Below are 25436 nucleotides of genomic sequence, written 5' to 3'. Positions count from 1 at the left end.
GGACACCACCGCCACCAAGTTCGACGGCACCGTCGAGGTCGCCATGCGTCTGGGTGTTGACCCGCGCAAGGCCGACCAGAAGCGCGCGGACGAGGTCGGCTGCGGCCTTGGCGCGGGCGGCGAGCGCCGGGGCGGCGTCCCGTTCGGCCTCTCGGATGGCCGCGGCGACGCGCGCGGAGCGGTCGGCGGCGGCGCGGTGGCGCAGTACGGCTTCCGCGGCCTGCCAGGCGGAGTGCAGCGTACGCGCGTCGGCCAGCTCACGCCGCTGCGCCGCCGCGCCCTTCTCCGCGACGGCCAGCGCCAACGAGGCGTGCCGGTAGGCCAGTTCCGCGGCGATCAGCGAGCTGCGGCTGCGAGCCTGCTCGGCCTCGGTAACGGTGTGCGCGGCGGCAGTGACCTGCTGGGCGAGGTCAGCCGTACGGCCCCGTTCCTGGGCGGCGCGGGCGGAGAGCCGACGGGCCAGCGTGCGCGTACGGCGCTCGGCGCCCGCGTGGATGTCGCGGGCCTTGGCCCGGGCATCGGCCGCTTCCACGATCCGGCCGAGCAGATCGACCGAGCCGGCCGTGAAGTCGCGTTCCGCGGTGAGTTCGGCGCGGCGGCCGAGCTTGTTGCCGAAGCTGCTGACGAGGTCGGCGAGTCCGTCCGTGTCGCGGGTGTCGGTGACGGCCCGCAGCAGCAGATCGGTGAAGTCGGAGTCCTTCTTGACGGCGAAGAGTCCGGCCGCCTCGCCCTCGTCCGCATTCATCTCCCGCTGGTAGCGGAACAGTTCGGGGTCGAGACCCACATCGCCAAGGTGTTCGTTCCAGCGGTCGTGGATCTCCTCCCAGTACACATCGAGGTGCGGATACGCCTTGCCCGCCTCGGTGATGGCGTCCCGGAATCCCTTCATCGTGCGGCGGCGGCCCTGCGCGCCCGACGCGCCCTCGACAGGCGGACGGACAGCGATCGATTCGGCCACCGGCAGAGAGTCCAGGCTGAGCCCCGGTCCTGGCCGGAAGGAGTACCAGGCTTCCGCGAACTTCCGCGGGTCGCCCGAGACCTGGCGGCCCCGCCACTCACTGACCTTGCCGACCACCACCAGCTCGCCGGTGAGCGTGTGCTGCCACTCCAGGGCGACATGTCCGCAGTCGTCGGCGAGCAGGAACTTGCGCAGCACGCCGGAGCTGGCACCGCCGAGGGTGTTGCGGTGGCCGGGCAGCATCACCGAGAAGATCAGCTTCAGCAGTACGGACTTGCCGCCGCCGTTCTCCAGGAAAAGCACGCCGGCCGGCGCGGGGCGGCGCGGCGGGCCGACCGGCTCCTCCTCGAAGAACTCCGCCTGTGTGGGGGCGGGGTGGGGCACCGGCTCGCCGACTCCACGCAGGTCCAGCACGGTGTCTGCATAGCGCGCACCGGCAGGCCCGATGGAGTAGAGGCGGACCCGGGACAGCTCGTACATGGCGGCGGACTCTCGTAGTTGGCAGGGAGGTACGGGATCAGGCGTGGAAGGGCAGGCCGGCGTCGGCCGCCAGCTCCAGGTCGTCCGCGTCGGGCGGGGGCACGAGCGTGGCGTTGCCGTCGCTGACCGGTACGACGCCGAGCTCGATGAGCTCGGCCATGGCGGCGCTGCCCGCCATGTCGCGCACCTGCAGTTGGTAGCGGGCGGTGGTGCGGTACGCGCCTCCCGCGTCGTCACCGGTCCGCTGGAGGAAGCCGGAGTCGGTGAGGAAGGCGACCGCCTTGCCGACGATGCCGGTGGTGGATCCGGCCAGGCGTCGCGCGTCCTTGGTGGCGCCGGTGGCGCTGCGGCGTGCGTAGACCCTCCAGGCGGCTTCCAGGCCGGGGGCGCCGGTGGCGGGGTCGGTGTTCTCGCCCTGCGCGTCGGCGCGCTCCTCCAGGCGGCGACAGGCCTGGCGGACGAACGCGTCGACGCCGTTGACCGTTATGCGGCCGATATAGCCGTCGTCGGCGAGGTCCTCGGGGCGGGGGAACGCCATCGCGGCGACGGCGAGATGGGCCAGGCCGTGCAGGAAGCGGTCCGCGGAGTCGGCGGACGCACGGCGGGCGTAGTCGCCCATGCGGACGGCGAAGACGGAATCCTCACCGGCGGTGACGGCCACGCCGGCGCGCGGGGAGACTTCGAGGACGACGAGCCCGAGGCCGGTGGCGACGGCGTCGGCGAGCCGGGCGAAGGCGGTCTCTTCGCGGTAGCGGCGGAGCAGCTCGGCGTATTCGGCGTCGCGCGCGGGCAGCAGCTTGGGCTGCAGTCCGAAGGAGACGAGCCGCGCGGCGTCGGCGGCGTCGGCGGGTGTGACGGCGGCCGGGGTGGCCGGGACCGACGCCTCGTGGACGTCCGGCTCACGCCACGCGTGCTGTTCGGCGTGGTGGTCGGTCACTGGTGCTCCTTGCTGCGGAACTTCTGAGGTGGGGAAGGCTGGGCAACGGGTCGGGGCGGGACGCCTGCGGCGGGCCTCTCCCCTACCCGCCCCTTCCCGAACTGGGGCTCCGCCCCAGACCCCGCGCCTCAAACGCCGACGGGGCTGGAACTTCCGTGCGGGCCGCCATGCCCGCCGCGTCCAGCAGTGCCGTGCCCACGATCAGGTCCGCCCCGCCGAATTCCGGGTCCTCCAGTTCGGTGCCGTCGTCGACGGCGAACAGCAGCCGCTTCTCGCCCTGGCGGTAGGCTGTGCCGACCGGTGGGCTCGCCGCGTGAACGGCCAGCAGGGCGACCAGATACGGCAGTTCGGGATCGCGGCGGCGGGCCTCGGCGAGCAGTCCCGAGAGGCGGCGCGGCGCGTCGTACTCCAGGTCGAGCAGTTCCATCGCGCTCGCCAGCTGCCCTTCGCTGAAGCGGCTGTCGTCGGGCGTGGCGATCAGATCCGGCTCGGGCATCTCCGCGCCCAGATGCTCGCGCTCCATCGGCGGGGTGAGCAGCATGTCGACCAGGTCACCGACCCGTACGGACGACGGCGTACGCAAACCGGTCCCGCGGGCGAAGAACGCGTCCGTGACCCGGATCGCCGCCTCCACGGCGAGCGGCAGGATCGGAGCGACCAGTTGCCCGTACAGATCGAGCCCGGTCCGGGCGGTGGGGCGGGCGAAGGCCTGGCGGTCCTGTTCGGCGCGGAACAGCGGGCCGGCCTCGAGCAGTCGGGACTGGAGCTGGGTGTGGCGGCGGATGCAGTCCTTGACGATGTCGACGAGCTCAGCGGCGCGCCGCTTGCGCTCGGGGTCTTCGGCCTCGTCCCGCGCCTTGCGGATGTTCGTCAGGATCGCGTTCTCATGGCGGTAGCGGTCGGCGACATGGTCGAGCGCTTCGGCGATCATGTCGGGCACCGCGTTGAGCCAGTCGACGGCCCGCACATTGCGCCGGGTCGCCTCCAGCGCTCTGCGCAGCGTCTCGGCGTACTGAACGGTGCGGTACCTGGCCTGCTCGGCCGCGAGCTGGGCATCGGCGAGGCGACCCCTGCTGATCAGGACCTCCAGCTTCACCTCGGCCGCGATCTGCGCGCTGGTGACGTCCGTGTCGAGCGCGCCGACCAGGACGTTGACCGCTTCGTCGGTCGTACGGAGATAGACGCTGCCGCCGTATCCCGGCACTTCCTCGATGAGCTTGAAGTCGTAGTCACGCCGGGTGTAAACGCCGTCGGGGCCGAACGTGCCGTACACCGCGCGGAATCCGCGGTCCACACTGCCGACGTTGATCAGGTTGTCCAGGACCCAGCGGGCGACCCGCCCGTGCTCGGCGACCGGGCGCCGCGGGGCCTGGGCGGCGACGCGCGGGAGCAGCCTCGCCACTATCTGGTCGTGATCGGCGCCGGTGTCGAAGTCCATGTTCAGCGTGACGAGGTCGATCGCCGCGAGGGCGACCTCAGCCATCGCGTACACGGTGTACTCCCCCGCGAGATTCGCCTTGCGGGTGTCGAGGTCGTGCAGCGGCGCGGTGCACGCGAGCGCGCGCAGCCGCCGCGCGAGCCCTTCGTCGGCGGCCGGGCCCTGCGCGGGCCGCGGCCCCGCGCTGAGCTGGGGCGGAACGAAGTCCGTCGAGGCAGGCGAAGTCACGCTGCACAGATTAGGTCCTCGCACTGACAACGGTCGAAACTGCGCAGAAGCGACCGGCCCATCGCGCCCCGTCCCCGCCCGGCCCACCGCGCTCCGCCCTGCCCGAGCCGCCCCGCTCCGTCCCGCCCGAACTGTTCCCGCTCCACCTACGCTCCGTCGGCGCCCTCCTCGGCGACGAGGTGCGCGTACGTCTCGACCAGTTGCATGCGCGAGTCGTCGAGGTAGTCCGCGAGGAGCCGCTCCGCGCCCGACCGGTCCCCCGCCCGCAGGGCTTCCAAAATCGCCCGGTTGCGTACGAGATAAGGCTGGTGCAGCCGCCGCGGGTCGTCCACCACGTGGAATGCCAGCCGCAGCTCGGCCAGCACGCTGCGCATCAGCTCATCCGTGCGGGCGCTGCCGGCGAGGGCGACGAGTTCGCGGTGGAAGTGGATGTTGGCCGTGGAGACGCCCTTCCAGTCGTGCTCACGCTCCGATCGCTCACCGCCCGCCACGGCCGCGTCCAGCTGCTCCAGCGCGTACGGCGGCTCCCCCAGCCCGTGCACGACGGCGCATTCGACCAACTGCCGGGTGCGGTAGATGTCCACGACGTCCTGAACGGCGAGCATCCGCACGAAGACCCCGCGGTTCAGCTCGTGTACCAGCAGTCGCTCGTGTGTCAGCAGCCGGAACGCCTCGCGCAGTGTGTTGCGTGAGACGCCGAGCGCCTTGCCGATGCTGTCCTCCGAAAGACGCTCTCCCGGCGGGAAGTAGCCCTCCGCGATGCGGGTGCGCAGGATGTCCGCGACCCGTTCCGCCGTGCTGGTGCGGCCCAACAGCGAGCGATCGTCCGCCAGTCCGCCGTTCTCGGACTCCGTCGTCCCCACAACGCCCTCTCTCCCTCGCCGGCCGCTCTCGCCGACGCGTGAGCTCCATCGTAGAAGCGTAGAAGCAAGAACGACCCGGCATGACTCTTGTCGGATCGTTCAACAATCCCCTACCTTGGCTTCACCGCACAGTCTCGGCAGCACCCTCCTCCCCCTCTGCGAGGTGCAGATGAGTACGACCCAGGCACAGTCGAAGCAGGGCGAACTCCCCGAGGACACCGGCGCGTTCGCATGGCTGAAGGCGCTCGGTCCACGCGGCCGCCGCGCCTTCGGCGGTGCGTTCGGCGGCTATGCCCTCGACTCCTACGACTACTTCACGCTGCCGCTCAGCATGGTGGCGATAGCCGCGTACTTCAGTCTCGACAACGGACAGACCGGTCTTCTCACCACCGTCACCCTGGTCGTCTCCGCGGTGGGCGGCGCCGGCGCCGGCATCCTCGCCGACCGGATCGGCCGGGTGAAGGCGCTGATGCTCACGGTGATCACCTATGCGGTGTTCACCGTCCTGTGCGGTTTCGCCCCCAACTACGAGACTCTGCTTGTGTTCCGGGCCCTTCAGGGCCTCGGCTTCGGCGGCGAGTGGGCCGTCGGCGCGATCCTGGTCGCGGAGTACGCCAGTGCCAAGCACCGCGGCCGCACGCTCGGCGCCGTGCAGAGCGCGTGGGCGGCCGGCTGGGCGCTCGCCGTCATCGTCTACACCCTGGTCTTCCAGTTCCTCGACGCCGACACCGCCTGGCGTGTGATGTTCTGGACGGGCGCGCTGCCCGCCCTGCTGGTGATCTACGTACGGCGGAACGTCAGCGACGCACCCGAGGCGGCTGCGCGTCGCACCGCCAGCGCCGAGCGCGGCTCCTTCCTCGCGATCTTCAAGAAGGACCTGCTGCGCACGACGTTCTTCGCGACGCTCCTCTCCACCGGCGTCCAGGGCGGCTACTACACGCTCGCAACGTGGGTGCCGACGTATCTCAAGACCGAGCGGGGGCTCACCGTCGTCGGCACCGGCGGCTATCTGACCTTCCTGATCTCCGGCGCCTTCGTCGGCTACCTCACCGGCGGCTATCTCTCGGACCGGATCGGCCGGAAGAAGAACATCATCCTCTTCGCCGTGCTGTCCGCGATCGGGATCCTCGCCTACACCAACATCCCCTCGGGGGCGAACGGCCTGCTGCTCGTCCTCGGCTTCCCGCTCGGCTTCTGCATGTCCGCGATCTTCAGCGGCTTCGGATCGTTCCTCAGCGAGCTCTACCCGACCGCCGTACGCGGCACCGGGCAGGGCTTCACATACAACTGCGGCCGCGGCGTGGGCGCGTTCCTGCCCACCCTCGTCGGCTTTCTGTCCGACAGCTGGGGAGTCGGCGGCGCGCTCGTCCTCGGCGCCGTCGGCTACGGGCTCGCGGTGGTGGCGCTGCTCGGCCTGCCCGAGACGCGTGGCAAGGAGCTGCTGTGAACCGGACGAAGGACCGGCCGCAGGACACGCCGCAGGCGGCGGTGACGGCCTCGCGGCCGCCGTTCGCGATCACGCACGCACCGGGCCAGATGTTCATCACGGACGCCCGCGACGAGCAGTACCGCGTGGCCTGAGGAGAAGCAAAAAGAGGAACACATGACCTGGGCATCCATCGATCTCAACGCCGACCTCGGCGAAGGCTTCGGCCGCTGGCGGCTGACCGACGACGAACAGCTGATGTCCGTCGTCACCAGCGCCAATGTCGCCTGCGGCTTCCACGCCGGGGACGCAGCCACCATGCGCCGGGTCTGCGAGCTGGCGGCGGTCCGGTCGGTGCGGATCGGCGCCCAGGTCTCGTACCGCGATCTGGCCGGCTTCGGACGGCGTCCCATGGACGTCCCACCCGACGAGCTGGCCGCCGAGATTGCCTACCAGATAGGGGCGTTGGAGATCTTCGCCCGGGCGGCCGGCTCACGTGTCTCGTACGTCAAACCGCACGGCGCTCTGTACAACCGCGTCGTCCACGACGAGGAGCAGGCGGCGGCCGTCGTCGAAGGCGTACTGCTGTCGGGCGAGCGACTGCCGCTGCTCGGGCTGCCCGGATCGAAGCTGCACACCATGGCGGAGAAGGCCGGACTGCCCGTCGTCACCGAGGCGTTCGCCGACCGCGCGTACACCGCGGAGGGCACGCTCGTGCCGCGCGGGCAGGACGGAGCGGTGCTCACCGACCCGGCCGCGGTCGTCGAACGGTCCGTCAGCATGGCGCGGTTCGGGGTGATCACCTCGCGCTGCGGACGGTCGGTCACGGTTCGTGCCCGCTCGCTCTGTCTGCACGGCGACACCCAGGGGGCCGTCACGCTCGCCCGCCGGGTGCGACAGCAGCTGGAGACCGTCGGGGTCCGCGTGGAGGCCTTCGTATGAGGGCACTTCCGGTCGGCGACCGGGCCCTCCTCGTCGAGCTGACCGACGGGGATGAGGCCGGTGCGCTCCATGCCGAACTGCTGCGTCGGCGCGCCGCGGGCGTCCTTCCCGCGATCCGGGAGATCGTGCCCGCCGCGCGGACGGTGCTCCTCGACGGGCTCGACGGGCCGGAGCACTTCGCTCGGGAGCTGGCTCAGTGGGAGATTCCGGCTCTCCACGCGCGCGTGCAGGACGCGATCGAGGTTCCGGTGCGTTACGACGGGCCCGATCTGGCGGATGTCGCGGCGCTGTGGCAGGTGCCGGAAGAGGAGGTCGTGCGGATTCATTCGGCGGCCGAATTCCGGGTCGCCTTCTGCGGGTTCGCGCCCGGCTTCGGCTATCTGACGGGGCTCCCGCAGCAGTACGCGGTCCCGCGCAGGGCCACCCCGCGCACCTCCGTCCCGGCCGGGGCGCTCGCCCTGGCCGGTCCGTACACCGGGGTGTATCCCCGCTCGTCCCCCGGCGGCTGGCAGCTGATCGGGACGACGGACACAGTGCTGTGGGATCCGGCGCGGGAGCCCGCCGCGCTGCTCTCGCCGGGTACGCGGGTGCGCTTTGTGCCGCAGCGGGCGGGGATCCACCGATGACGGACCGGGCCTTCGCGGTCGTACGGGCCGGGGCGCTGACCACTGTGCAGGACCTGGGGCGGCCCGGGCATGCCCATCTGGGGGTGCCGCGCTCCGGGGCGCTCGCCCCGCACTCGGCCGGTCTCGTCAACCGTCTCGTGGGCAACCTCCCGAGTGCGGCGGTCCTGGAGACCACGCTCAACGGGTGTGCCCTGCGGCCGCGTTGCGCGGTGACCGTCGCGGTGGGCGGCGCGCCCTGCTCCGTCACGGTCGACGGGCGGCCGGTGGCGTGGGGCGCGCCGGTGCGGATTGCCGCGGGATCGCTGCTGGAGGCGGGTCGGGCGGAGCGCGGTGTGCGCACCTATGTGGCGTTCGCCGGCGGGATCGCGGTCGATCCGGTGCTCGGCAGCCGCTCCACCGATCTGCTCTCCGGGCTCGGTCCCCAGCCCCTTACGGACGGCATGGTCCTGCCGCTCGGGAAGCCTGACGGCCCGCCGGCCCGGCTCGACGGCGGCGTGCCGTGGCCCGCCCCGCCGGCCGAACTGGTGTTGCGGGTCCGGTTCGGGCCGCGCGCCGACTGGTTCACGGACGCGGCGCTGAACACCCTGACGCGAGGCGCCTACCGGGTCTCCTCGGCGAGCAACCGCATCGGGTTGCGTACCGAAGGGCCGTCCCTGGAGCGCGCCGTACGAGGCGAACTCCCCAGCGAGGGCATGGTGCTGGGGGCCGTCCAAGTGCCTCCGGACGGCTGCCCTGTGGTCTTTCTCGCCGACCATCCCACCACCGGCGGCTATCCGGTGGTGGCGGTGGTCGACGAGCGGGATCTCGCGGCGGCGGCTCAGGCCGTGCCCGGGACGCCGGTGCGTTTCGTCCCGGTTCGATCCGCCCACTCCGCTGACTACGCCTCGGGCGTGCCGTAGCCCCCGCCGCCGGGTGTGCGCATCACGAGCACGTCCCCGGGGCGGACGTCCACAGAGTCCACGCCGTGCAGCTCCGTCACGCTGCCGTCGGCACGCTCCACGAGGTTCCTGCCGAGCTCGCCCGCCTCGCCACCCGCCATGCCGTACGGCGGGACGCGACGGTGGCCGGTGAGCAGCGCCACCGTCATCGGCTCCAGGAAGCGGATTTTGCGAACGACTCCGCAGCCACCGTTCCAGCGTCCCCGGCCGCCGCTGCCCTCCCGTACGGCGAAGGCGTCCACCCGCACCGGGTAGCGCCACTCCAGCACTTCGGGGTCGGTGAGGCGCGAATTGGTCATATGGGTCTGCACGGCGTCGGCGCCGTCGAAGCCGTCGCCCGCGCCGGAGCCGCTGGCAACCGTCTCGTAGTACTGCACACGGTCGTTGCCGAAGGTCAGGTTGTTCATCGTGCCCGAGCCCTCGGCCTGGACACCGAGCGCCGCGTACAGCGCGCCCGTGACGGCCTGCGAGGTCTCCACATTGCCGGCGACGGTCGCCGCCGGGTATACGGGCGCGAGCATCGAGCCCTCCGGCACCCGCACCTCCAGTGGCTCCAGGCAGCCGCTGTTGAGCGGAATGTCGTCGGCGACGAGCGTCCGGAACACATACAGCACCGCTGCCATCACAACGGACTTGGGAGCGTTGAAGTTCCCGGGCTGCTGCGGCGAGGTGCCGGTGAAGTCGATGACGGCGCTGCGCGCCTCGCGGTCCACGCGCAGAGCCACCTGGATGACTGCCCCGCCGTCGGTCTCGTAGCGATACGAGCCGTCGCTCAGCCCGGCGACGATGCGGCGCACCGACTCCTCGGCGTTGTCCCGTACATGCTGCATATAGGCCTGGACGACATCGAGTCCGAACTGGTCGACCATCCGGCGCAGTTCGGCGATCCCCTTCTCGTTGGCGGCGATCTGGGCGCGCAGGTCGGCGAGGTTGGTGTCGGGCGCGCGGGACGGGTGGGGTGCGGTGGTCAGCAGCTCTCGCGTCTCGGCCTCGCGCAGTTGCCCGTCCCGTACCAGCAGCCAGTTGTCGAAGAGCACACCCTCCTCGTCCACGGTGCGGCTGAAGGCGGGCATGGAGCCGGGGGTGATGCCGCCGATCTCGGCGTGATGGCCGCGCGAGGCCACCAGGAAGCGCAGGTCATTCCCCTCGAACACGGGCGTCACGACCGTTACATCGGGGAGGTGAGTGCCGCCGTGGTACGGGTCGTTGATCGCATACACATCGCCCGGCCGCATCACGCCCTCGTTGCGGCGCAGCACCTCCTTGATGGACTCGCCCATCGAGCCGAGATGTACGGGGATGTGGGGCGCGTTGGCGATCAGATTGCCGTCCGCGTCGAAGAGGGCGCAGGAGAAGTCGAGCCGCTCCTTGATGTTGACGGAGTGGGCGGTGTTCTCCAGGCGTACGCCCATCTGCTCGGCGATGGCCATGAAGAGATTGTTGAAGACCTCCAGGAGGACGGGGTCGACATCGGTGCCGACGGCGACCCGGCCCGGGCGGGGCCGTACGCGCGTGAGCAGCAGATGCCCGCTCTCGTCGACGGCCCCGCGCCAGTCGGGGTCGACCACGGTGGTGGCGTCGGCCTCGGCGATGATCGCGGGCCCCTCCACGGCGTCTTTGGGCTGCAGGTCCGCCCGCCGGTACAGGGGCGTCTGACGCCGCTCGCCGTCCACGAACATCCGCACCACGGCGCGCGGGGTGAACTCCCCGCCGCCCGCGGTCTCTTCGACGACGTACGCGCCGTGCTCCCCCGCCGTCCCCACCGCCTCGACAGAGACCGCCTCCACGACGAGCGGCTTGTCCATGGTGAACGCGTAGCGGGCACGGTGGGTCGTTTCGAAGGACTCCTTCATGGCGCTGACGGTGTCCAGCGGCACGGGCAGACTGGCATCCGTGCCCGCGTAGCGGAGCAGCACGCGCGCGTGCGTGCTGATCGCGGCGTCCGGGACGGCGTCGGCGCGCAGTTCGGCGCGGGTGCGGGCGGCGAGTTCGTCGCAGAGTGTGCGCACGCGTCCGAGTGCGGCCTCGTCCAGTTCCGCCTCGACCGACTGCTCGCGCATGGCGGTCGCGTCGGCGAGCCCGATGCCGTACGCGGAGAGCACCCCTGCCAGCGGCGGCACGATGACAGTGTTGATACCGAGGGCGTCGGCGACGGCGCAGGCGTGCTGGCCGCCCGCGCCCCCGAAAGAGGTGAGGGCGTAGCGGGTGATGTCGTGTCCGCGCTGTACGGAGATCTTCTTGACGGCGTTCGCCATATTGAGTACGGCGATCTCCAGGAAACCGGCGGCGACCTCTTCGGGGGTGCGGTCCGTGCCGCTCTCCTTGCGTACCTCATCGGCCAGTTCGGTGAAGTGCTCGCGCACGGTGTCGGCGTCCAGCGGCTGATCGCCGTCCGGGCCGAAGACCGCGGGGAAGTGGCCGGGCTGGATGCGGCCGAGCATCACATTGGCATCGGTGACGGTGAGGGGGCCGCCGCGGCGGTAGCAGGCGGGGCCAGGCACGGCGCCGGCGGAGTCGGGACCCACGCGGTAGCGGCGGCCGTCGAAGTGGAGGACGGAGCCGCCGCCGGCCGCGACGGTGTGGATGTTCATCATGGGAGCTCGCATCCGTACGCCGGCGACCTGGGTGCCGAGCTCACGCTCGAACTCGCCCGCGTAGTGCGACACATCGGTGGATGTGCCGCCCATGTCGAAGCCGATGACCCGGCCGAATCCCGCCTGTTCGGCGGTCCGGGCCATGCCGACCACACCGCCGGCCGGGCCGGACAACACGGCATCCTTGCCGCGGAAGTGGGCGGCCTCGCGCAGTCCGCCGTTGGACTGCATGAACATCAGGCGGATGCCGTCGAGCTCGGCCGCGACCTCGTCGACGTAACGTCGAAGGATCGGCGAGAGGTAGGCGTCGACAACTGTGGTGTCCCCGCGCGGCACCAGTTTGATCAGCGGGCTGACCTCGTGGGAGCAGCTGACCTGGGCGAAGCCGAGCGCGCGGGCCTCGTCGGCGACGCGGGTCTCGTGGGCGGGATGGCGGTAGCCGTGCAGCAGCACGACGGCGGCGGCGCTGAAGCCGTCGGCGCGGGCGGCCGTCAACTGCTCGGTGACGGCCGCCAGGTCGAGCGGGCGGACGGTCTCGCCGTGGGCGTCAACGCGTTCTGGGACCTCGATGACGCGGTCGTACACCGCCTCCGGGAGCAGGATCCGACGGTCGAAGAGCCGGGGCCGGTTCTGGTACGCGATGCGCAGCGCGTCCCGGAATCCCTCGGTGATGACGAGGACGGTCGGCTCGCCGCGCCGCTCGAGGAGGGCGTTGGTGGCGACGGTCGTGCCCATCTTCACGCTGTCGACGCGGTCGGCCGGGACGGGTTCGTCCGGGCCGACACCGAGGAGCAGCCGGATTCCGGCGACGGCCGCGTCCCGGTACCGCTCCGGGTTGTGCGAGAGCAGTTTCCGGGTCACGAGCCGACCGTCGGGGCGTCTGCCCACGACGTCGGTGAAGGTACCGCCACGGTCGATCCAGAACTCCCAGCGCCCGCTCATTCCCCCATTCTGGCAAGGGGACCCTCCAATGACACGGCGGCCAGCGCGGACGAGAGCGCGCGCTCGGCGCTCAGGTCCAGGCGTGCGCTGGTGCCGCGCGCCCAATGGCGTACCTCCGCGCCCGCCAGCCGCATCAGCTGCGGCAGCAGGTCGGTGCAGCGGCGCGCCACCCACGCGGTGCCCGCCGTGGCGAGCCACAGCACGGACGCGGACCGGCTCGGCGGGGGCTGTTCCGGCTCGCCGCCGGGCGCGGTCCCGTGGGCGAGCCCGCGCTCGGACAGCAGCTCGTGGAAGCGCCGGGCGATCATCCGGTGCCCACGCTCGCCCGGATGCAGCCGGTCGGCGCTCCACATGGACCGGTCGGCGACCCAGGCGGCGTCAGCGGTATGAAGATGTACGGCGCCGTAGCGGTCGGACAGGGCGTGGACGACCGCGTTGACCGCCCGCTGACGCCTCGCGAGCGGGCGGGCGAGCGGCAGGGGAAGCCCGAGCATGCTGCCGGGGTCGGGCAGACAGGCGGTCAGCAGCACGGTGCCGCGGGCCACGAGCTGCTCGCAGACGGCGTCGAGTTGCCGGGCCATGTCCTCGATGTCGAAGGTGCGGCGCAGGGTGTCGTTGACCCCGACGAGTACGGCGGCGATGTCGGGTTCGAACGCCAGCGCCTCGGGGGTCTGCCGCTCGGCGACGTCCCGGGTGAGCGCCCCGCTGACGGCGAAGTTCCGGAACTCGGCGGGCGCGTCGCCGCCCCCGATCCCCGGGGCGAGCAGAGCGGCCCACCCCCGCCAGTGGTCACCGACGCGATCGCCGACCCCTTCGGTGAGGGAGTCACCGAGAGCGGCGAAACGGGGGGCGCGGGAGGGGAGTCGGGGGACGGCTCCAACGCCGGGCGCGCGCTGGCTGACGGACGGGGTTACGGCGGCAGCCCGGGAGGCGGACGCGCCCACCGGCGCGCCATCCCCGACCACTGAAGCCGCTACGGAAGCCCCGGAGACGTACGCGTCCACGGGGGCGCTGTCCCCGACCGCCGGGGTTATGGCGGCAGCCGTGGAGACGTGCGCGCCCACCGGCGCGCCGTCCCCGACCACCGGGACCACGACAGCAGCCCTGGAGACGTACGTGCCCACCGGGGCGCCGTCCCCGACCGCCGAGGCGCTCCCGGTGCCGCGTTGACCGAGTTCGACAAGCCCGTCGACGCGCACCTTCGCCCCGTGCCGACGGGCCTCCTCGCCCCCCTCCTGGCCCTCCGAGCCCGGCTCCACCAGCGTGGCGCCCCGGCCCGCCGTCACGTCGTCACCCCTTCTCCGTGTGCACGCTCGCGCACCGGCGGGGCCTCGTGCGCCGCGAGGAACGCCTCCACCGACCGTTGCCAGTCGAAGAGTTCGGCCCGCGCCCTGGCCGCCTCGCGGCGGTCGTTCTCCGGGCGGGCGAGCAGGGTCTGTACCGCGTCGGCGAAGTCCTCCGGAGTGTCGACGGCGGCCGCTCCCGCGTCGCCCACCACCTCCGGCAGCGCCGACGACGCACTCGCCACGACCGGCGTGCCGCAGGCCAGCGCCTCCAGGGCCGAGAGCCCGAAGGTCTCCACTGGGCCCGGCGCCAGGCAGAGGTCCGCCGCCGCCTGGAGGTCGGCCACCATCTCGCGGTCGCCGACATAGCCGAGGAAGACCGCGGGCAGCCCCTCCGCCCGGGCCCTGCGGGTCAGCGCGGCCCGCAGCGGGCCGTCGCCGGCGACCACCAGGGAGGCCCGCACACCGCGTTCCCTCAGCTCGGCGAGGGCGTCCAGTGCCATACCCGGGCGCTTCTCGACCGAGAGGCGGGAGCAGAGCAGCAGAAGCACCTCGGCCCCGGCGGCATACTTCGCGCGCAGGACCTTGCTGCGCCGTTCCGGCCTGCAGCCGACCAGATCGACGCCGAGGGGCGCGCGCACCACATTGCGCGCCCCGATGCGGACGAACTCCCGCTCCGCCCACTCCGTCGTGCACACGATCCGCGAATACGCCCACGCGGTCTGGCGGTTGAGCCGGTCCGCGGTCCGGCTCGCGAGCGACTCCGAGAGCCCCCACGTCCTGAGCACTCCGTCGGCCGTCTCGTGCGAGACCATCACCGAGGGGATCCGGTGGCGCCGGGCCCACTCGCCCGTCCACCGCAGGGTGGTGCGGTCGGAGACCTCGATCCGGTCGGGTTCGATGCTCTCCAGGACGTCGCGCAGCCGCCGCCGGCCTGCCAGCACGCGGTAGCCGCCGGTGCCCGGCAGCTCGGGCCCGGGCAGGGTGATCACCCGTCCCTGCGGGGTGAGCTGGTCGCTCGCCAGGTCGCCGGGCACGATCAGCACAGGCTCGTGGCCCGCGGCCAGATAGCCCTTGCCGAGCTCACGCAGCGCGGTGCGCAGGCCGCCGGAGGCCGGGGTAACGAAGTTGGCGAGCCGTACGATCCGCAGCGCGCTCATGCCGCCACCGCCGTACGCGCGCCCAGCACCTCGGCGTAGTGGTCGAGGAGCAGGTCCCCGATCACGGCCCAGGTCCTGCCCTCGACGGCGGCCCGCCCGGCCAGCCCGTAGGCGGCACGCAGCTCCGGGTCCCCCGCCAGCGTCGCGACCGCCGTCTGCACCGCGTCCACGTCCCGCGGCTCCACCAGCAGTCCGGTACGCCCGTGGTCGACCAGGTCGAGCGGTCCGCCCGCGGCCGGGGCGATGACCGGCACCCCGCTGGCCATGGCCTCCTGCACGGTCTGGCAGAAGGTCTCGTACGGACCGGTGTGTGCGAAGACGTCGAGCGAGGCGAAGATCCGGGCGAGGTCGTCGCCAGTCCTGCGGCCGAGGAAGACGGCCCCGGGCAGTGCGGTGCGCAGCGACGGCTCGCTGGGCCCGTCGCCGACGACCACGACCCGTACGCCGGGCATCCCGCAGGCCCCGGCGAGGAGCTCGACATGCTTCTCGGGGGCGAGACGGCCGACGTAGCCGACGATCAGCTCGCCGTTCGGGGCGAGCTCGCGGCGCAGTTCCTCGTCCCGCAGCTCCGGCCGAAACCGCGCGGTGTCCACACCGCGCGGCCAAAGCCGCACCCGCTCGACCCCGTGCTCCTCCAGATCGCGCAGGGCGGCGCTGGAGGGCGCGAGCGTGCGGTCCGCGGCGCTGTGCACGGTGCGGATACGCCGCCACGCGGCCCCTTCGCCGGCGCCCACGTATGTACGGGCATAGCCGGCGAGGTCGGTCTGGTAGACGGCGACGGCCGGCAGGCCCAGTCGCGTCGCCGCCGCCATGCCGCGCACGCCGAGCACGAAGGGGCTGGCCAGATGGACGAGCTCGGCCCGGTGGGCGGCGATCGCGGCCGCCACCCGGCGGCTGGGGAGCGCCACCCGTACTTGCGGATATCCGGGCAGCGGCAGAGAGGGCACGCGCACCACGGGGCAGGGCGCGCTCTGGTCGGAGCCGACGGCCGCCCCGGCGACCGCCGGGGCTATGACGAGCGGGTCATGACCGCGCGCGGCGAGGTGCCGGGCGGTCTGCAGGGCGCAGTGCGCCACACCATTGACGTCTGGCGGAAAGGATTCGGTGATGATGACGACACGCATACCCGTGTTGTCGTCTGGCCCGGGGTGGCTGCGCCAACGTGGACCTTTCCGCTTGGCTAACGTCCCGTGAGCGTTTGTGGCCGGGGCTGTTTCGCGTCCCGAATGTCACACTGCGGGCATGTCCGGGCCGATTCTGCTGCGTACGGCGGTTTGCACCTCTGCCTCCTCGGCCGGATCGGCGGCCAGTCGGCGCAAGCGCTCGGCAACGCGCACATCGCCGGTCTCGGCGCGCAGGGCGCCGACTTCTCTGGTGGTCTCCTCGCAGTCCCACAGGCATTCGACGGCGAACCCGGTGGCGAAGGAGGCGTCGGTGACGGCGAGCGAGCGGGCCGCGCGTCCTCGCAGCTGCGAGGAGGCGGTCTCCCGGTACACATGGCGCAGTACGGGTGCGGCGCAGCCGATGCCGAGCCGTCCGGCCCCGTCGACGAGCTTCCACAGCAGTGGTGCGTCGGGGCCGTCGGCCCGTACGGTGTCGCGCAGCGCGCCGAGGACCAGCTTGTCGTCCTTGGCGGCGCCCCGGCAGGCGAGCACGCCCGCCGCGGACGCGCCGAGCGCGTCGGGCCGGTGCACCCAGCCTCGGGCCCGGTCGACGGCCTCGTCGCCGCACATCCGCTCGAACGCGGAGACGGCGGCGTCGGCGACGGTGCGGGAGCCGCCCGACACCGCGGCCTCGATCAGATCGAGGACGACGGGGTCGCGTGACTGGGCGAGATAGTGCAGGGCGGCACAGCGCGCGCCTTCGGAACCTTCGCGTGCGGCCTTGACGATCGCGGTCCGGTCTTCGGGCCCCGCGACGGCCGACAGACAGCGGGCCGCGGGCACATGGAGGGCGCTGCCGCGCTCGACGCCCTGGTCGGCCCAGTCGAAGACGGCCTGGACGCTCCAGCCCGGCCGGGGCCCGGTGGGTCGCAGCTGGCGCTGCCAGCGGTCGAAGGAACCGGCTTCCTGGGCCGCGCGCACGCGGGCGCCGATCGCCTCTCGCCGGTCCTCTGCCCACAGCCGCCACGGCCGCGGTTCGAAGGCGTCCCGTACGGCGACGGCCAGCTCAGCGTCGCCCTCCGGGGTCGCCGGGAAGCGGGCGAGGACCGGCGCGGCCAGCGCGCACAGGCCGCTGTCGTCGTCGCGCAGTGCGAGCTCATCGAGGGCCCAGGCCCAGTTGGAGCCGCCGGCGGCATATCGCCGCAGCAGCGCAAGGGCGTCGTCCCTGCCGTACGAGGCGAGGTGCCCGAGCACCGCGAGCGCGAGGCCGGTCCTGGCCTCGTCGGTGTCGAGACAGTCGTCGGCGTCGCAAAGGTGCCGCTCGATCTCATCGAGACCCCCGTGGAGATCCAGGTACAAGCGTGCGTAGTACAGGGAGCGGTTCTCGACCTGCCAGTCGTGGCGGGGATCGTTCAGTACGCAATGGTTGAGAGCCGCGAGCGCTTCTGCGCGCGGCGCGGCGAGCGCATGCAGCGTGCCGTCACCGCGGCCCCTCTGCAGCAGGCCGAGCAGCGTGCCGCTCGGCGCTATGACTGGATCGAACATGGGAAAAGCCTCACATCAAGCTGTCGACGCGACCGGGGAGCGGGGATGCCTAGGCCGCGCAGCAACATGTAGGGCCGCCCATCGTCTTCCGCTTGGTGTAGACCATCTTCCTCTGCCTCTCGTCGGTGGCCCCAGGGGAACTCCCCGGTGAAGTCCGGGGTAGGGCCCGACGTCATGATGACCCACCCATTTCGCCACCGCGACCACATTTACGGCGCCCCTCTCAGCGGCCCCTCGGCGGCCCCTCAATGGCCGCCGAACAGCTCCAAGAGCTCTGTCTTCCCAAACATCCGCGCGGTATCCATCGCGGACGGCGTGCCCGCCGCCGGGTCGGCTCCGCCGGCGAGGAGGGCGCGGATGACGGCGTCCTCCCCCTTGAAGACCGCGCCCGCGAGCGGGGTCTGGCCGCGATCGTTGGCCTGGTCCGGCTCGGCGCCGCGGGCGAGGAGCACTTCCACCGCCGGGGCATGCCCGTGGTAGGCGGCGAGCATGACAAGGGTGTCGCCACGGTCGTTGGTGAGGTTGGCGGGGACACCGGCGTCGATGTACGCGGCGAGAGCCTCGGTCTCTCCATGGCGAGCCAGGTCGAAGACCTTGGTCGCGAGTTCGATCACCTCGGGATCCGGGGCTTCACTCATCGGATGGACCGCCCTTCACTGCGTTGACCTGGGGTGCACGGCAAGAGCCGCCGTACGAGTGAATCGACAGGGTACTGCCCGTGCACCGACATGACGCGTCCCGGCCCGCGGCGAGGAACACACAGGGGGAGGCACTGTGCCGTGCAACGGCGCAGTGTGCCCGCCGATCGGTGACGTGACGTCCGCCAGTGCAGTGAAATCCTGAGAAATTCACCTATTTGGGCCTTTTGTCACATGGATACTTCTTGTGATCCTGGAACAACTCATGGTGACTGTCCCCTCAACCAGGAGAACTCTCATGGTCCTCTCCATCTCAGGCGTCGTGCTGCTCGCAATCATCGTCTTCCTCCTCTCTCAGAAGGGCGGGCTCAAGGTGTCCCACGCGATCGTCTGCTCGCTCTTCGGCTTCTTCGTTGCGGGCACCGCCATCGCCCCCAGCATCAAGGCCGGCAGCGCGAGCCTCGCCAGCCTCCTGGGCGGGATCAAGTTCTGACGCTCACAGCCCCACCCAGCACCTTCAGCACCTTCAGGAGACCGATGTGGCCCGGCGACCATTCCCCCGCATTCTCAGCAGCGGCAGCGCACAGATCGCCCGGAGCCGCCAGATCGCGCGCACGGCCGCCGACAGTGCCACGGACGTCCTCCATCCGCTGATCGCGATCAGCCGTGGTCTGCGGCAACTGGTCGTGATGGCCGGGCGCAAGTGGGCCGCCACGCCCAAGGAACGGCGTGGTCCCACACTGTTCCTGGCCGCGGCCTGCGTCCTGGTGGTCGCGCTCATCCCGTACGGGCCGCTGGTCGCCCTGATCACGGTGATGGCCGCGGCCGCCTGGAAGGGCCGGGTGCGCACGCCGGTGAGGACCGGGCCCGACGACGCGGAGGCCGGGCGGCTCCAGGCTCTGTACGAGGCCCTCATGCCGTACTTCTCCGTCACCGAGGACCCGGCGCCGCTCTTCGCCCACGGCGGCGAATGGGGCAAGGCCTTCAGCGACTACGAGTTCGACGGCAACGGGCGGCTCACCCAGCTTCGGGTGGCCTACCCCGCGTACTTCACCGACGGTGAGGCCGAGTCCCGGGCCCGGATCGAGCAGCTGCTGCACGCCAAGTCCGGGCGCGGCCGCGAGTATCTCTTCACCTGGGACGAGGAGGGCAACCAGCTCGTGATGAGCGTGCTGCCCGCACTGCCCACCTCCATCGCCGCCCAGCGTTTCGTCACTGTGCCCGGCGAGACCGTGCTGGGCTTCACCGACGACGGCGCGGTGCAGCGCACCGTGCCGGTCACGGAGGGCGAGGAGACCCGGGACGCGCCACCGGTCGTCTGGCGCACCGGGCCGCGCTCGACGGAACCGCATCTGCTCGCCGTCGGCGAGCCGGGCAGCGGCACCACGACCCTGCTTCGCTCGATCGCTCTCCAGGCTCTGCAGCACGGAGACGTACTGATCGTCGAGGGCAGCGGCACCGGTGAGTACGCGTGCCTGACGGGGCGCACCGGCGTACTGGCCGTCGAATGCGGACTGGCCGGGGCGCTGGCGAGCCTGGAGTGGGCCGCGCACGAGACCGAGCGCCGGCTGATCGCCGCGAACCGCGCCCGGCAGGCCGGGCATCCCGCGCCCGACGACACCAAGCGGCCGTTGTGGATCCTGCTGGACCGGCCGAGCATCTTCGGCCACCTGGCGGCGGCCGACGGGCGCACCGATCCGCAGCAGCTGCTGCAGGTCCCGCTGCGGCACGGCAGGGCGGCGCAGGTGACGGTGGTCGTGGCCGAGCAGTTCGACAGCGTGGACTCGCTCACCGAGACCGTGCGGACGCACACCCGCGCCCGGGTGGTGCTGGGCCCCGCCACCTTTGAGCAGGTCGAGTCGGTACTCGGGACGAAGCCGCACACCACGCCGACGCCCGACGTCCCGCCGGGCCGCGGATACGCACGGCTCGGTACGGGGCCGGTGCTCAGGCTTCAGGTGCCGGCGACCCCGGACCCGTACGACGACGCCACCAGCGAGGCTCACCGACAGGCCGTGCTGGAACTGCTGCCGGCACACCCGGATGGGGCCGAGCCGGCCGCGCACGCTTCCTCGCCTGATCCCGCGCCCTCGCCCTCGCATGGTCCCGTGCCCGCTGCCGTCCCGGCCGAGGGCTGACCTCCGCCGTCAGGCGACGAATGTCCGCGGCGCTTCCGTGCCGGTGGTCGCTCCCGTCTCGACGAGCCGCGCGGCGGCCGCCAGTCGTGTCGCCGCTTCATCCGCGACCGGACCGCCGACCGTGAACGGCAGTCGTACATAGCCCTCGAAGGCGCCGTCGACCCCGAAGCGCGGCCCGGACGGCACCCGCACGCCCACCCGTTCGCCGACCTCCGCGAGCCGGGATCCGGACAGGCCACCCGTACGCACCCAGAGGGTGAGCCCTCCACTCGGCACGTCGAACTCCCAGTCGGGCAGCTCCCGGCGCACCGCCGCGACCAGCGCGTCGCGGTTCTCGCGCGCCTGGGACCGGCGGATGGAGACGGCTTCCTCCCAACCCCCAGTCTGCATCAACCAGTTGACGGCAAGCTGTTCCAGGACGGGCGTGCCGAGGTCGGCGTATGCACGAGCCACGACCAGCGAGCGGATCACGTCCGGCGCCGCGCGCACCCAGCCGATGCGCATGCCGGCCCAGAACGCTTTGCTGGCCGAGCCGACCGTGAGGACGGTGCTGCCCCCCGGGTCGAAGGCGCAGACCGGCCGCGGCATGTCGATGCCCTCGTCCAGGTGCAGCTCGGACATGGTCTCGTCGACGACGAGGACCGTGCCCGCGGAGCGTGCGGCGTCGACGAGGCGGCGGCGCTGGTCCTCGTCGGCCAGTGCTCCGGTGGGGTTGTGGAAGTCGGCCACCACGTACGCGAGCCGCGGCGCCGCGTCCCGCAGCACCTGCCGCCAGCGGGGCATGTCCCAGCCGGTCAGCCCTGCGGCCATGGCCACCGGCACCAGCCGGGCCCCGGCTTCACGCATCAGCTGAAGGATGTTGGCATAGGAGGGGGATTCGACGGCGATGCGCTCGCCGCGCCCGGCGAAGAGGTGGCAGATGGCGTCGATCGCGCCCATCGCCCCAGTGGTGACCATGATCTGCTCGGGCATGGTGGGGATGCCGCGCTCGGTGTAGCGGTCGGCGAGCATCTGGCGCAGGGCGGGCAGTCCGGCCGGGTAGTCGCCGTGGGTGTGCGCGTACGGCGGCAGTTCTTCGAGTGCGCCCTGGACGCTACGGGTGAGCCAGGGTTCGGGCGCGGGCAGGGAGGCGCAGCCGAGGTCGATCATTGAGCCGAGCGACTCGGGCGGCAGGGGTTCGAGTCCGCGCGCGGGCAGCGGGTTCCCGGCCGGCACGGCTGTCCAGCTGCCCGCTCCCCTGCGGGACTCCAGGAAGCCTTCGGCGCGCAGCGCCTCGTAGGCCGCGGCGACGGTGGTACGGCTGACGGACAGCGACACGGCGAGTTCGCGTTCGGCGGGCAGCCGGGCGGCGACGGGGACGCGCCCTTCGAGGACGAGAAGCCGGATGCCGTCGGCGAGGGCGCGGTAGGCCGGGGGCTTGCGGGCGCCGGGGCCGGCCGGGCGTGGCTGCTGGGAGGTGAGCTGCCGGGCGAGCTGAGCCGCACCCACCGCAGAGGTCCACTGCGTCATTGAAGTCAGTCCACCTTCCTCGAATTGGCCATGGTTGACGTTAGTTCCGTAGCCACAGAGTGTCATGCATCAGTCCACAACCACCAGAGGGGGCGTCACTGTGTCCACGGTGTCGAGGCATCTCACCCGCAGACTGCTGCAGCTGTACATCGGTCTGACGCTGTACGGGGTGAGCTCGGCGCTTCTTGTGCGCGGGGGGCTCGGCCTTGAGCCGTGGGGGGTGCTGCATCAGGGTCTCGCCGAGCTGACGGGACTGACGATCGGCGTCGTGTCGATCATCGTCGGTGCGGTTGTGCTGCTGCTGTGGATTCCGATCAAGCAGCGGCCCGGGCTTGGCACGGTCTCCAATGTCTTTGTGGTCGGCGTGGCGATGGACAGCACGCTTGCGCTGGTCCCGGACGCACAGGGGCTCGGGGTGCAGATTGGGGTGCTGATCGGGGGCATCGTGCTCAATGGCGTGGCGACGGGGCTGTATATTTCGGCGCGGTTCGGCCCCGGTCCTCGTGATGGTCTGATGACGGGTCTGCACAGCGTCACGGGCCGTTCGATCCGGTTGGTCCGTACGGCCATCGAGGTGGTCGTCGTGGCGACCGGTTTCGTACTCGGCGGTTCGGTGGGGGCCGGCACGGTCGCCTACGCCCTCGCCATCGGGCCACTGGCGCAGCTGTTCCTGCGCGTCTTCGCCATCCGTGATGAGGACAGTGGCAGCACGGTGGTCGCCGGCGGGACACCGGGGCGGGCGATACTGCGGGAGTGACCCGCACACTCCACCCTTACCTGGACCATCCCTCCACTCTCGCCTTCGCCCACCGCGGCGGCGCGGCGGACGGGATCGAGAACACCGCGGCCGCGTTCCGGCGGGCCGCCGAAATCGGTTACCGCTACTTCGAGACCGATGTGCACACCACCGCGGACGGCAAGCTGGTCGCCTTCCACGACACGACGCTGGACCGGGTGACGGACGCGAGCGGCAAGATCGCGGTGTTGCCCTGGAGCGAGGTCCAGCAGGCCAGGGTGGGGGGCAAGGAACCGCTGGCGCTCTTCGAGGAGCTGCTGGAGGAGTTCCCGGAAGCCCGCTGGAATGTGGACATCAAGGCGGAGCCCGCGCTGGTCCCGCTGGTCGACCTGATCCGCCGCGCGAGCGCGTGGGACCGGGTGTGCATCGGCTCGTTCTCGGAGGGCCGGGTGGCTCGGGCAATGCGGCTGGCGGGCCCGCGGCTGGCGACCTCGTACGGAGTGCGCGGCGTGCTGGGACTGCGGCTGCGCTCGTACGGAATTCCGGCGGCGCTGCGGATGGGCGCGGTGTGTGCGCAGGTTCCTCAGGCGCAGAACGGTATCCGGGTGGTGGACCGGCGTTTTGTGACGGCCGCGCACCAACGGGGTCTGCAGGTCCATGTCTGGACGGTGAACGACGCTGATCGGATGGCGGCGCTCCTGGACCTCGGAGTGGATGGCATCATGACCGATCATCTGGAGACGTTGCGTACGGTACTGACCGACCGGGGGGTCTGGGTCTGAACCCCGCGCGTCTGCACCACAGGGACGAGCGAGGGGGCGCGGGGTGACGGGCGATACCGCGGACCGGACGACCGGGACGACTGAGCGCGTGCGCGAGCAACGCGGCTGGTATTTCTACGACTTCGCGTGCTCTGTCTACTCGACGAGTGTGCTGACGGTCTTCCTGGGGCCGTATCTGACCTCGGTGGCCAAGGCCGCCGCGGATGCCGACGGCTTTGTGCATCCTCTGGGCATTCCGGTACGGGCTGGATCGGTCTTCGCCTACGCCGTGTCCGTCTCGGTGGTGCTCGCGGTGCTGCTGATGCCGTTGGCGGGTGCGGTGGCCGACCGTACGGGACGCAAGAAACCATTGCTTGCGGTGGCCGCCTACGTAGGGGCGGCCGCGACGACGGGGATGTTCTTCCTCGACGGTGAGCGGTATCTGCTGGGCGCGTTCCTCCTGATCGTCGCGAACGCTTCGCTTTCGGTGTCGATGGTGCTCTACAACGCCTATCTGCCGCAGATCGCGGAGCCGGACGAGCGCGATGCGGTGTCGTCGCGGGGCTGGGCCTTCGGCTATTTGTCCGGCGCGCTGGTGCTCGTGCTGAATCTCGTCGTCTACTCGGGCCATGATTCGTTCGGTCTGTCGGAGTCGGCGGCGGTACGGATCTGTCTGGCGTCGGCCGGCCTGTGGTGGGGCGCTTTCACGCTCGTGCCACTGCGGCGGCTGCGGGACCGGCGGGTGTCGCCCAGCGGCGAGGGCGCGGTCGGGTCCGGCTGGCGGCAGTTGACGGCCACACTGCGGGACATGCGCAGGCATCCGCTGACGCTGTCGTTCCTGCTGGCCTACCTGATCTACAACGACGGGGTCCAGACGGTGATCTCGCAGGCCTCGATCTACGGCTCCGAGGAGCTGGGCCTCGACCAGACGACGTTGATCACCGCGGTGCTGCTGGTGCAGGTGCTCGCGGTGGTGGGTGCGCTGGGGATGGGACGGCTGGCCAGAACACATGGGGCCAAGCGCACGATCCTCGCCTCGCTCGCCGTATGGACGCTGATTCTGGCGGCTGGATACTTCCTGCCGGCCAGGGAACCAGTCTGGTTCTTCGCGCTGGCGGGCGCGATCGGTCTGGTTCTGGGCGGCAGCCAGGCGCTGTCGAGGTCGTTGTTCTCACATTTGGTGCCGCGCGGCAAGGAGGCCGAGTACTTCTCGGCGTACGAGATGAGCGACCGCGGCCTGAGCTGGCTGGGGCCGCTGGTCTTCGGCCTGGCATACCAGCTGACCGGCAGTTATCGGGACGCGATCATCTCTTTGGTGGCCTTCTTCGCGCTCGGTTTCGTACTGCTGGCGCGGGTCCCGGTGCGGCGTGCGGTGGCCGCCGCGGGCAACCCGGTCCCGGAGCGGATTTAGACGTTGAAGTGAAAGGCCGGTAGTGTACGCCGTTGGCCTGCCAGGCGGACCGTTACTGCGTGCTGAAGAAGTGAATCACTGGGTGACACTTTCTGCCAGATGTGACAAACCGGGCAATGGTGGGTACAACAAGGGCGGCACGACGGGCGACGCTTGACCCGGAACGGGAATCTTTACCGCCGACCGGACGTTGACCTGATGACGACGACAGCGACACCTGTCCTGTGGGCGACAAGCCCGGGAGGCACGATTCATGAGTGAGCGAGCTCTCCGCGGTACGCGCCTCGTGGTTACCAGCTACGAGACGGACCGCGGCATCGATCTGGCCCCGCGCCAGGCGGTGGAGTACGCATGCCAGAACGGACATCGTTTTGAGATGCCGTTCTCGGTAGAGGCGGAAATTCCGCCGGAGTGGGAGTGCAAGGCGTGCGGCGCCCAGGCACTCCTGGTGGACGGGGATGGCCCCGAGGAGAAGAAGGGCAAGCCGGCGCGAACGCACTGGGACATGCTCATGGAGCGGCGCACCCGCGAGGAACTGGAGGAGGTGCTGGCCGAGAGGCTGGCGGTCCTGCGTTCCGGCGCCATGAACATCGCTGTGCATCCGCGGGACAGCCGGAAGTCCGCCTGACCGCGTAACACCGCACAAACAGCGTCATAGAACACAGAGCCGCGGGCCGTCTCACTTTCAGTGAGTTCCAGCAGCAGCGGCCTGCGGGGGCAGGGTCCGGCCTTGCAGGGGCTCGCGCAGGTCGGGTGCGAGCACCTCGCCGAAGAAACCAC

General features: G+C 71.4%; 20 protein-coding genes and 2 pseudogenes. 11 read left to right on the top strand and 11 right to left on the bottom strand.

What is annotated here, in order from left to right:
* The 4 genes and pseudogenes from ACWDO5_RS27530 to ACWDO5_RS27515 form a co-directional block, all read right to left on the bottom strand.
* A pseudogene (locus tag ACWDO5_RS27530) lies at positions 1-1438 on the bottom strand (hypothetical protein); the annotation flags it as partial.
* A 37-nt stretch (positions 1439-1475) separates the two neighbouring features.
* A complete protein-coding gene (locus ACWDO5_RS27525) occupies positions 1476-2375 on the bottom strand; it encodes a hypothetical protein (RefSeq protein WP_450533053.1) in 900 nt (299 codons plus the stop codon).
* A gap of 82 nt (positions 2376-2457) precedes the next feature.
* Complete coding sequence (locus tag ACWDO5_RS27520) at positions 2458-4041, bottom strand: hypothetical protein (protein ID WP_450533052.1); 1584 nt, start codon at positions 4039-4041, stop codon at positions 2458-2460.
* 146 nt (positions 4042-4187) lie between these two features.
* Complete coding sequence (locus ACWDO5_RS27515; RefSeq protein ID WP_450533051.1) at positions 4188-4904, bottom strand: GntR family transcriptional regulator; 717 nt, start codon at positions 4902-4904, stop codon at positions 4188-4190.
* Positions 4905-5073: 169 nt separating this feature from the next.
* On the opposite strand from ACWDO5_RS27515, the gene ACWDO5_RS27510 reads away from it, so the two are divergent.
* The 5 genes and pseudogenes from ACWDO5_RS27510 to ACWDO5_RS27490 all read left to right on the top strand — a co-directional run bounded on the left by ACWDO5_RS27510 (position 5074) and on the right by ACWDO5_RS27490 (position 8797).
* The gene (locus tag ACWDO5_RS27510) at positions 5074-6351 is read left to right on the top strand and encodes an MFS transporter (RefSeq protein WP_450533050.1); all 1278 of its coding nucleotides are present in this window, start codon (positions 5074-5076) and stop codon (positions 6349-6351) included.
* Between the two features lie 26 nt (positions 6352-6377).
* A pseudogene (locus tag ACWDO5_RS27505) lies at positions 6378-6485 on the top strand (D-glutamate cyclase family protein); the annotation flags it as partial.
* Between the two features lie 22 nt (positions 6486-6507).
* Complete coding sequence (locus tag ACWDO5_RS27500) at positions 6508-7272, top strand: LamB/YcsF family protein (protein WP_450533049.1); 765 nt, start codon at positions 6508-6510, stop codon at positions 7270-7272.
* Positions 7269-7898, top strand: a complete 630-nt coding sequence (gene pxpB / locus ACWDO5_RS27495) for a 5-oxoprolinase subunit PxpB (RefSeq protein WP_450533048.1) — start codon at positions 7269-7271, stop codon at positions 7896-7898. The genes ACWDO5_RS27500 and pxpB overlap by 4 nt, the downstream gene beginning before the upstream one ends.
* Positions 7895-8797 carry a 5-oxoprolinase subunit C family protein gene (locus ACWDO5_RS27490; RefSeq protein WP_450533047.1) on the top strand — a complete coding sequence of 301 codons (903 nt, stop codon included), beginning with the start codon at positions 7895-7897 and terminating at the stop codon, positions 8795-8797. The genes pxpB and ACWDO5_RS27490 overlap by 4 nt, the downstream gene beginning before the upstream one ends.
* On the opposite strand, the gene ACWDO5_RS27485 is transcribed toward ACWDO5_RS27490, so the two are convergent.
* From ACWDO5_RS27485 to ACWDO5_RS27460, 6 genes are all read right to left on the bottom strand, one after another.
* Positions 8776-12372 (bottom strand): hydantoinase B/oxoprolinase family protein, encoded by a 3597-nt coding sequence (locus tag ACWDO5_RS27485; protein WP_450533046.1) that lies wholly within the window; start codon positions 12370-12372, stop codon positions 8776-8778. The two genes, ACWDO5_RS27490 and ACWDO5_RS27485, sit on opposite strands and share 22 nt — an antisense overlap.
* Positions 12369-13376, bottom strand: coding sequence for an SGNH/GDSL hydrolase family protein (locus ACWDO5_RS27480; RefSeq protein ID WP_450533054.1), 1008 nt, complete (start codon positions 13374-13376; stop codon positions 12369-12371). The genes ACWDO5_RS27485 and ACWDO5_RS27480 overlap by 4 nt, the downstream gene beginning before the upstream one ends.
* A 278-nt stretch (positions 13377-13654) precedes the next feature.
* Entirely contained in the window at positions 13655-14815 is a 1161-nt protein-coding gene (locus ACWDO5_RS27475; protein ID WP_450533045.1) for a glycosyltransferase, read from the bottom strand.
* Positions 14812-15939 carry a glycosyltransferase family 4 protein gene (locus ACWDO5_RS27470; protein ID WP_450533044.1) on the bottom strand — a complete coding sequence of 376 codons (1128 nt, stop codon included), beginning with the start codon at positions 15937-15939 and terminating at the stop codon, positions 14812-14814. Before ACWDO5_RS27470 ends, ACWDO5_RS27475 begins: the two co-directional genes overlap by 4 nt.
* A 105-nt stretch (positions 15940-16044) precedes the next feature.
* Entirely contained in the window at positions 16045-17463 is a 1419-nt protein-coding gene (locus ACWDO5_RS27465; protein ID WP_450533043.1) for a HEAT repeat domain-containing protein, read from the bottom strand.
* Between the two features lie 245 nt (positions 17464-17708).
* On the bottom strand, positions 17709-18101 hold the full coding sequence (locus ACWDO5_RS27460; RefSeq protein ID WP_450533042.1) for an ankyrin repeat domain-containing protein: 393 nt from the start codon (positions 18099-18101) through the stop codon (positions 17709-17711).
* Between the two features lie 298 nt (positions 18102-18399).
* On the opposite strand from ACWDO5_RS27460, the gene ACWDO5_RS27455 reads away from it, so the two are divergent.
* Both ACWDO5_RS27455 and ACWDO5_RS27450 read left to right on the top strand, forming a co-directional pair.
* On the top strand, positions 18400-18594 hold the full coding sequence (locus ACWDO5_RS27455) for a hypothetical protein (protein WP_450533041.1): 195 nt from the start codon (positions 18400-18402) through the stop codon (positions 18592-18594).
* A gap of 46 nt (positions 18595-18640) precedes the next feature.
* On the top strand, positions 18641-20239 hold the full coding sequence (locus tag ACWDO5_RS27450) for a hypothetical protein (protein WP_450533040.1): 1599 nt from the start codon (positions 18641-18643) through the stop codon (positions 20237-20239).
* 9 nt (positions 20240-20248) lie between these two features.
* Here the strand turns inward: ACWDO5_RS27450 and ACWDO5_RS27445 are convergent, their stop codons facing one another.
* Entirely contained in the window at positions 20249-21748 is a 1500-nt protein-coding gene (locus ACWDO5_RS27445; RefSeq protein ID WP_450533039.1) for an SCO1417 family MocR-like transcription factor, read from the bottom strand.
* Between the two features lie 64 nt (positions 21749-21812).
* On the opposite strand from ACWDO5_RS27445, the gene yczE reads away from it, so the two are divergent.
* The 4 genes from yczE to ACWDO5_RS27425 all read left to right on the top strand — a co-directional run bounded on the left by yczE (position 21813) and on the right by ACWDO5_RS27425 (position 25284).
* Positions 21813-22505, top strand: a complete 693-nt coding sequence (yczE, locus tag ACWDO5_RS27440; RefSeq protein ID WP_450533038.1) for a membrane protein YczE — start codon at positions 21813-21815, stop codon at positions 22503-22505.
* On the top strand, positions 22502-23266 hold the full coding sequence (locus ACWDO5_RS27435; protein WP_450533037.1) for a glycerophosphodiester phosphodiesterase family protein: 765 nt from the start codon (positions 22502-22504) through the stop codon (positions 23264-23266). The genes yczE and ACWDO5_RS27435 overlap by 4 nt, the downstream gene beginning before the upstream one ends.
* Before the next feature lie 43 nt (positions 23267-23309).
* Positions 23310-24656 carry an MFS transporter gene (locus tag ACWDO5_RS27430; protein ID WP_450533036.1) on the top strand — a complete coding sequence of 449 codons (1347 nt, stop codon included), beginning with the start codon at positions 23310-23312 and terminating at the stop codon, positions 24654-24656.
* 253 nt (positions 24657-24909) lie between these two features.
* Positions 24910-25284, top strand: coding sequence for an RNA polymerase-binding protein RbpA (locus tag ACWDO5_RS27425; RefSeq protein ID WP_003959706.1), 375 nt, complete (start codon positions 24910-24912; stop codon positions 25282-25284).
* Positions 25285-25436: the final 152 nt, after the last annotated feature.

The sequence above is a fragment of the Streptomyces sp. NPDC000880 genome (assembly GCF_053599675.1).
This window is presented reverse-complemented; position numbering and strand designations above follow the sequence as displayed.

Excerpts from the sequence above, each read along its gene's own strand:
- ACWDO5_RS27510 (WP_450533050.1), top strand. The coding sequence starts at position 5,074 with ATGAGTACGACCCAGGCACAGTCGAAGCAGGGCGAACTCCCCGAGGAC.
- ACWDO5_RS27500 (WP_450533049.1), top strand. The coding sequence starts at position 6,508 with ATGACCTGGGCATCCATCGATCTCAACGCCGACCTCGGCGAAGGCTTC.
- pxpB (WP_450533048.1), top strand. The coding sequence starts at position 7,269 with ATGAGGGCACTTCCGGTCGGCGACCGGGCCCTCCTCGTCGAGCTGACC.
- ACWDO5_RS27490 (WP_450533047.1), top strand. The coding sequence starts at position 7,895 with ATGACGGACCGGGCCTTCGCGGTCGTACGGGCCGGGGCGCTGACCACT.
- ACWDO5_RS27485 (WP_450533046.1), bottom strand. The coding sequence starts at position 12,372 with ATGAGCGGGCGCTGGGAGTTCTGGATCGACCGTGGCGGTACCTTCACC.
- ACWDO5_RS27475 (WP_450533045.1), bottom strand. The coding sequence starts at position 14,815 with ATGAGCGCGCTGCGGATCGTACGGCTCGCCAACTTCGTTACCCCGGCC.
- ACWDO5_RS27470 (WP_450533044.1), bottom strand. The coding sequence starts at position 15,939 with ATGCGTGTCGTCATCATCACCGAATCCTTTCCGCCAGACGTCAATGGT.
- ACWDO5_RS27465 (WP_450533043.1), bottom strand. The coding sequence starts at position 17,463 with ATGTTCGATCCAGTCATAGCGCCGAGCGGCACGCTGCTCGGCCTGCTG.
- ACWDO5_RS27460 (WP_450533042.1), bottom strand. The coding sequence starts at position 18,101 with ATGAGTGAAGCCCCGGATCCCGAGGTGATCGAACTCGCGACCAAGGTC.
- ACWDO5_RS27455 (WP_450533041.1), top strand. The coding sequence starts at position 18,400 with ATGGTCCTCTCCATCTCAGGCGTCGTGCTGCTCGCAATCATCGTCTTC.
- ACWDO5_RS27445 (WP_450533039.1), bottom strand. The coding sequence starts at position 21,748 with ATGACGCAGTGGACCTCTGCGGTGGGTGCGGCTCAGCTCGCCCGGCAG.
- yczE (WP_450533038.1), top strand. The coding sequence starts at position 21,813 with ATGCATCAGTCCACAACCACCAGAGGGGGCGTCACTGTGTCCACGGTG.
- ACWDO5_RS27425 (WP_003959706.1), top strand. The coding sequence starts at position 24,910 with ATGAGTGAGCGAGCTCTCCGCGGTACGCGCCTCGTGGTTACCAGCTAC.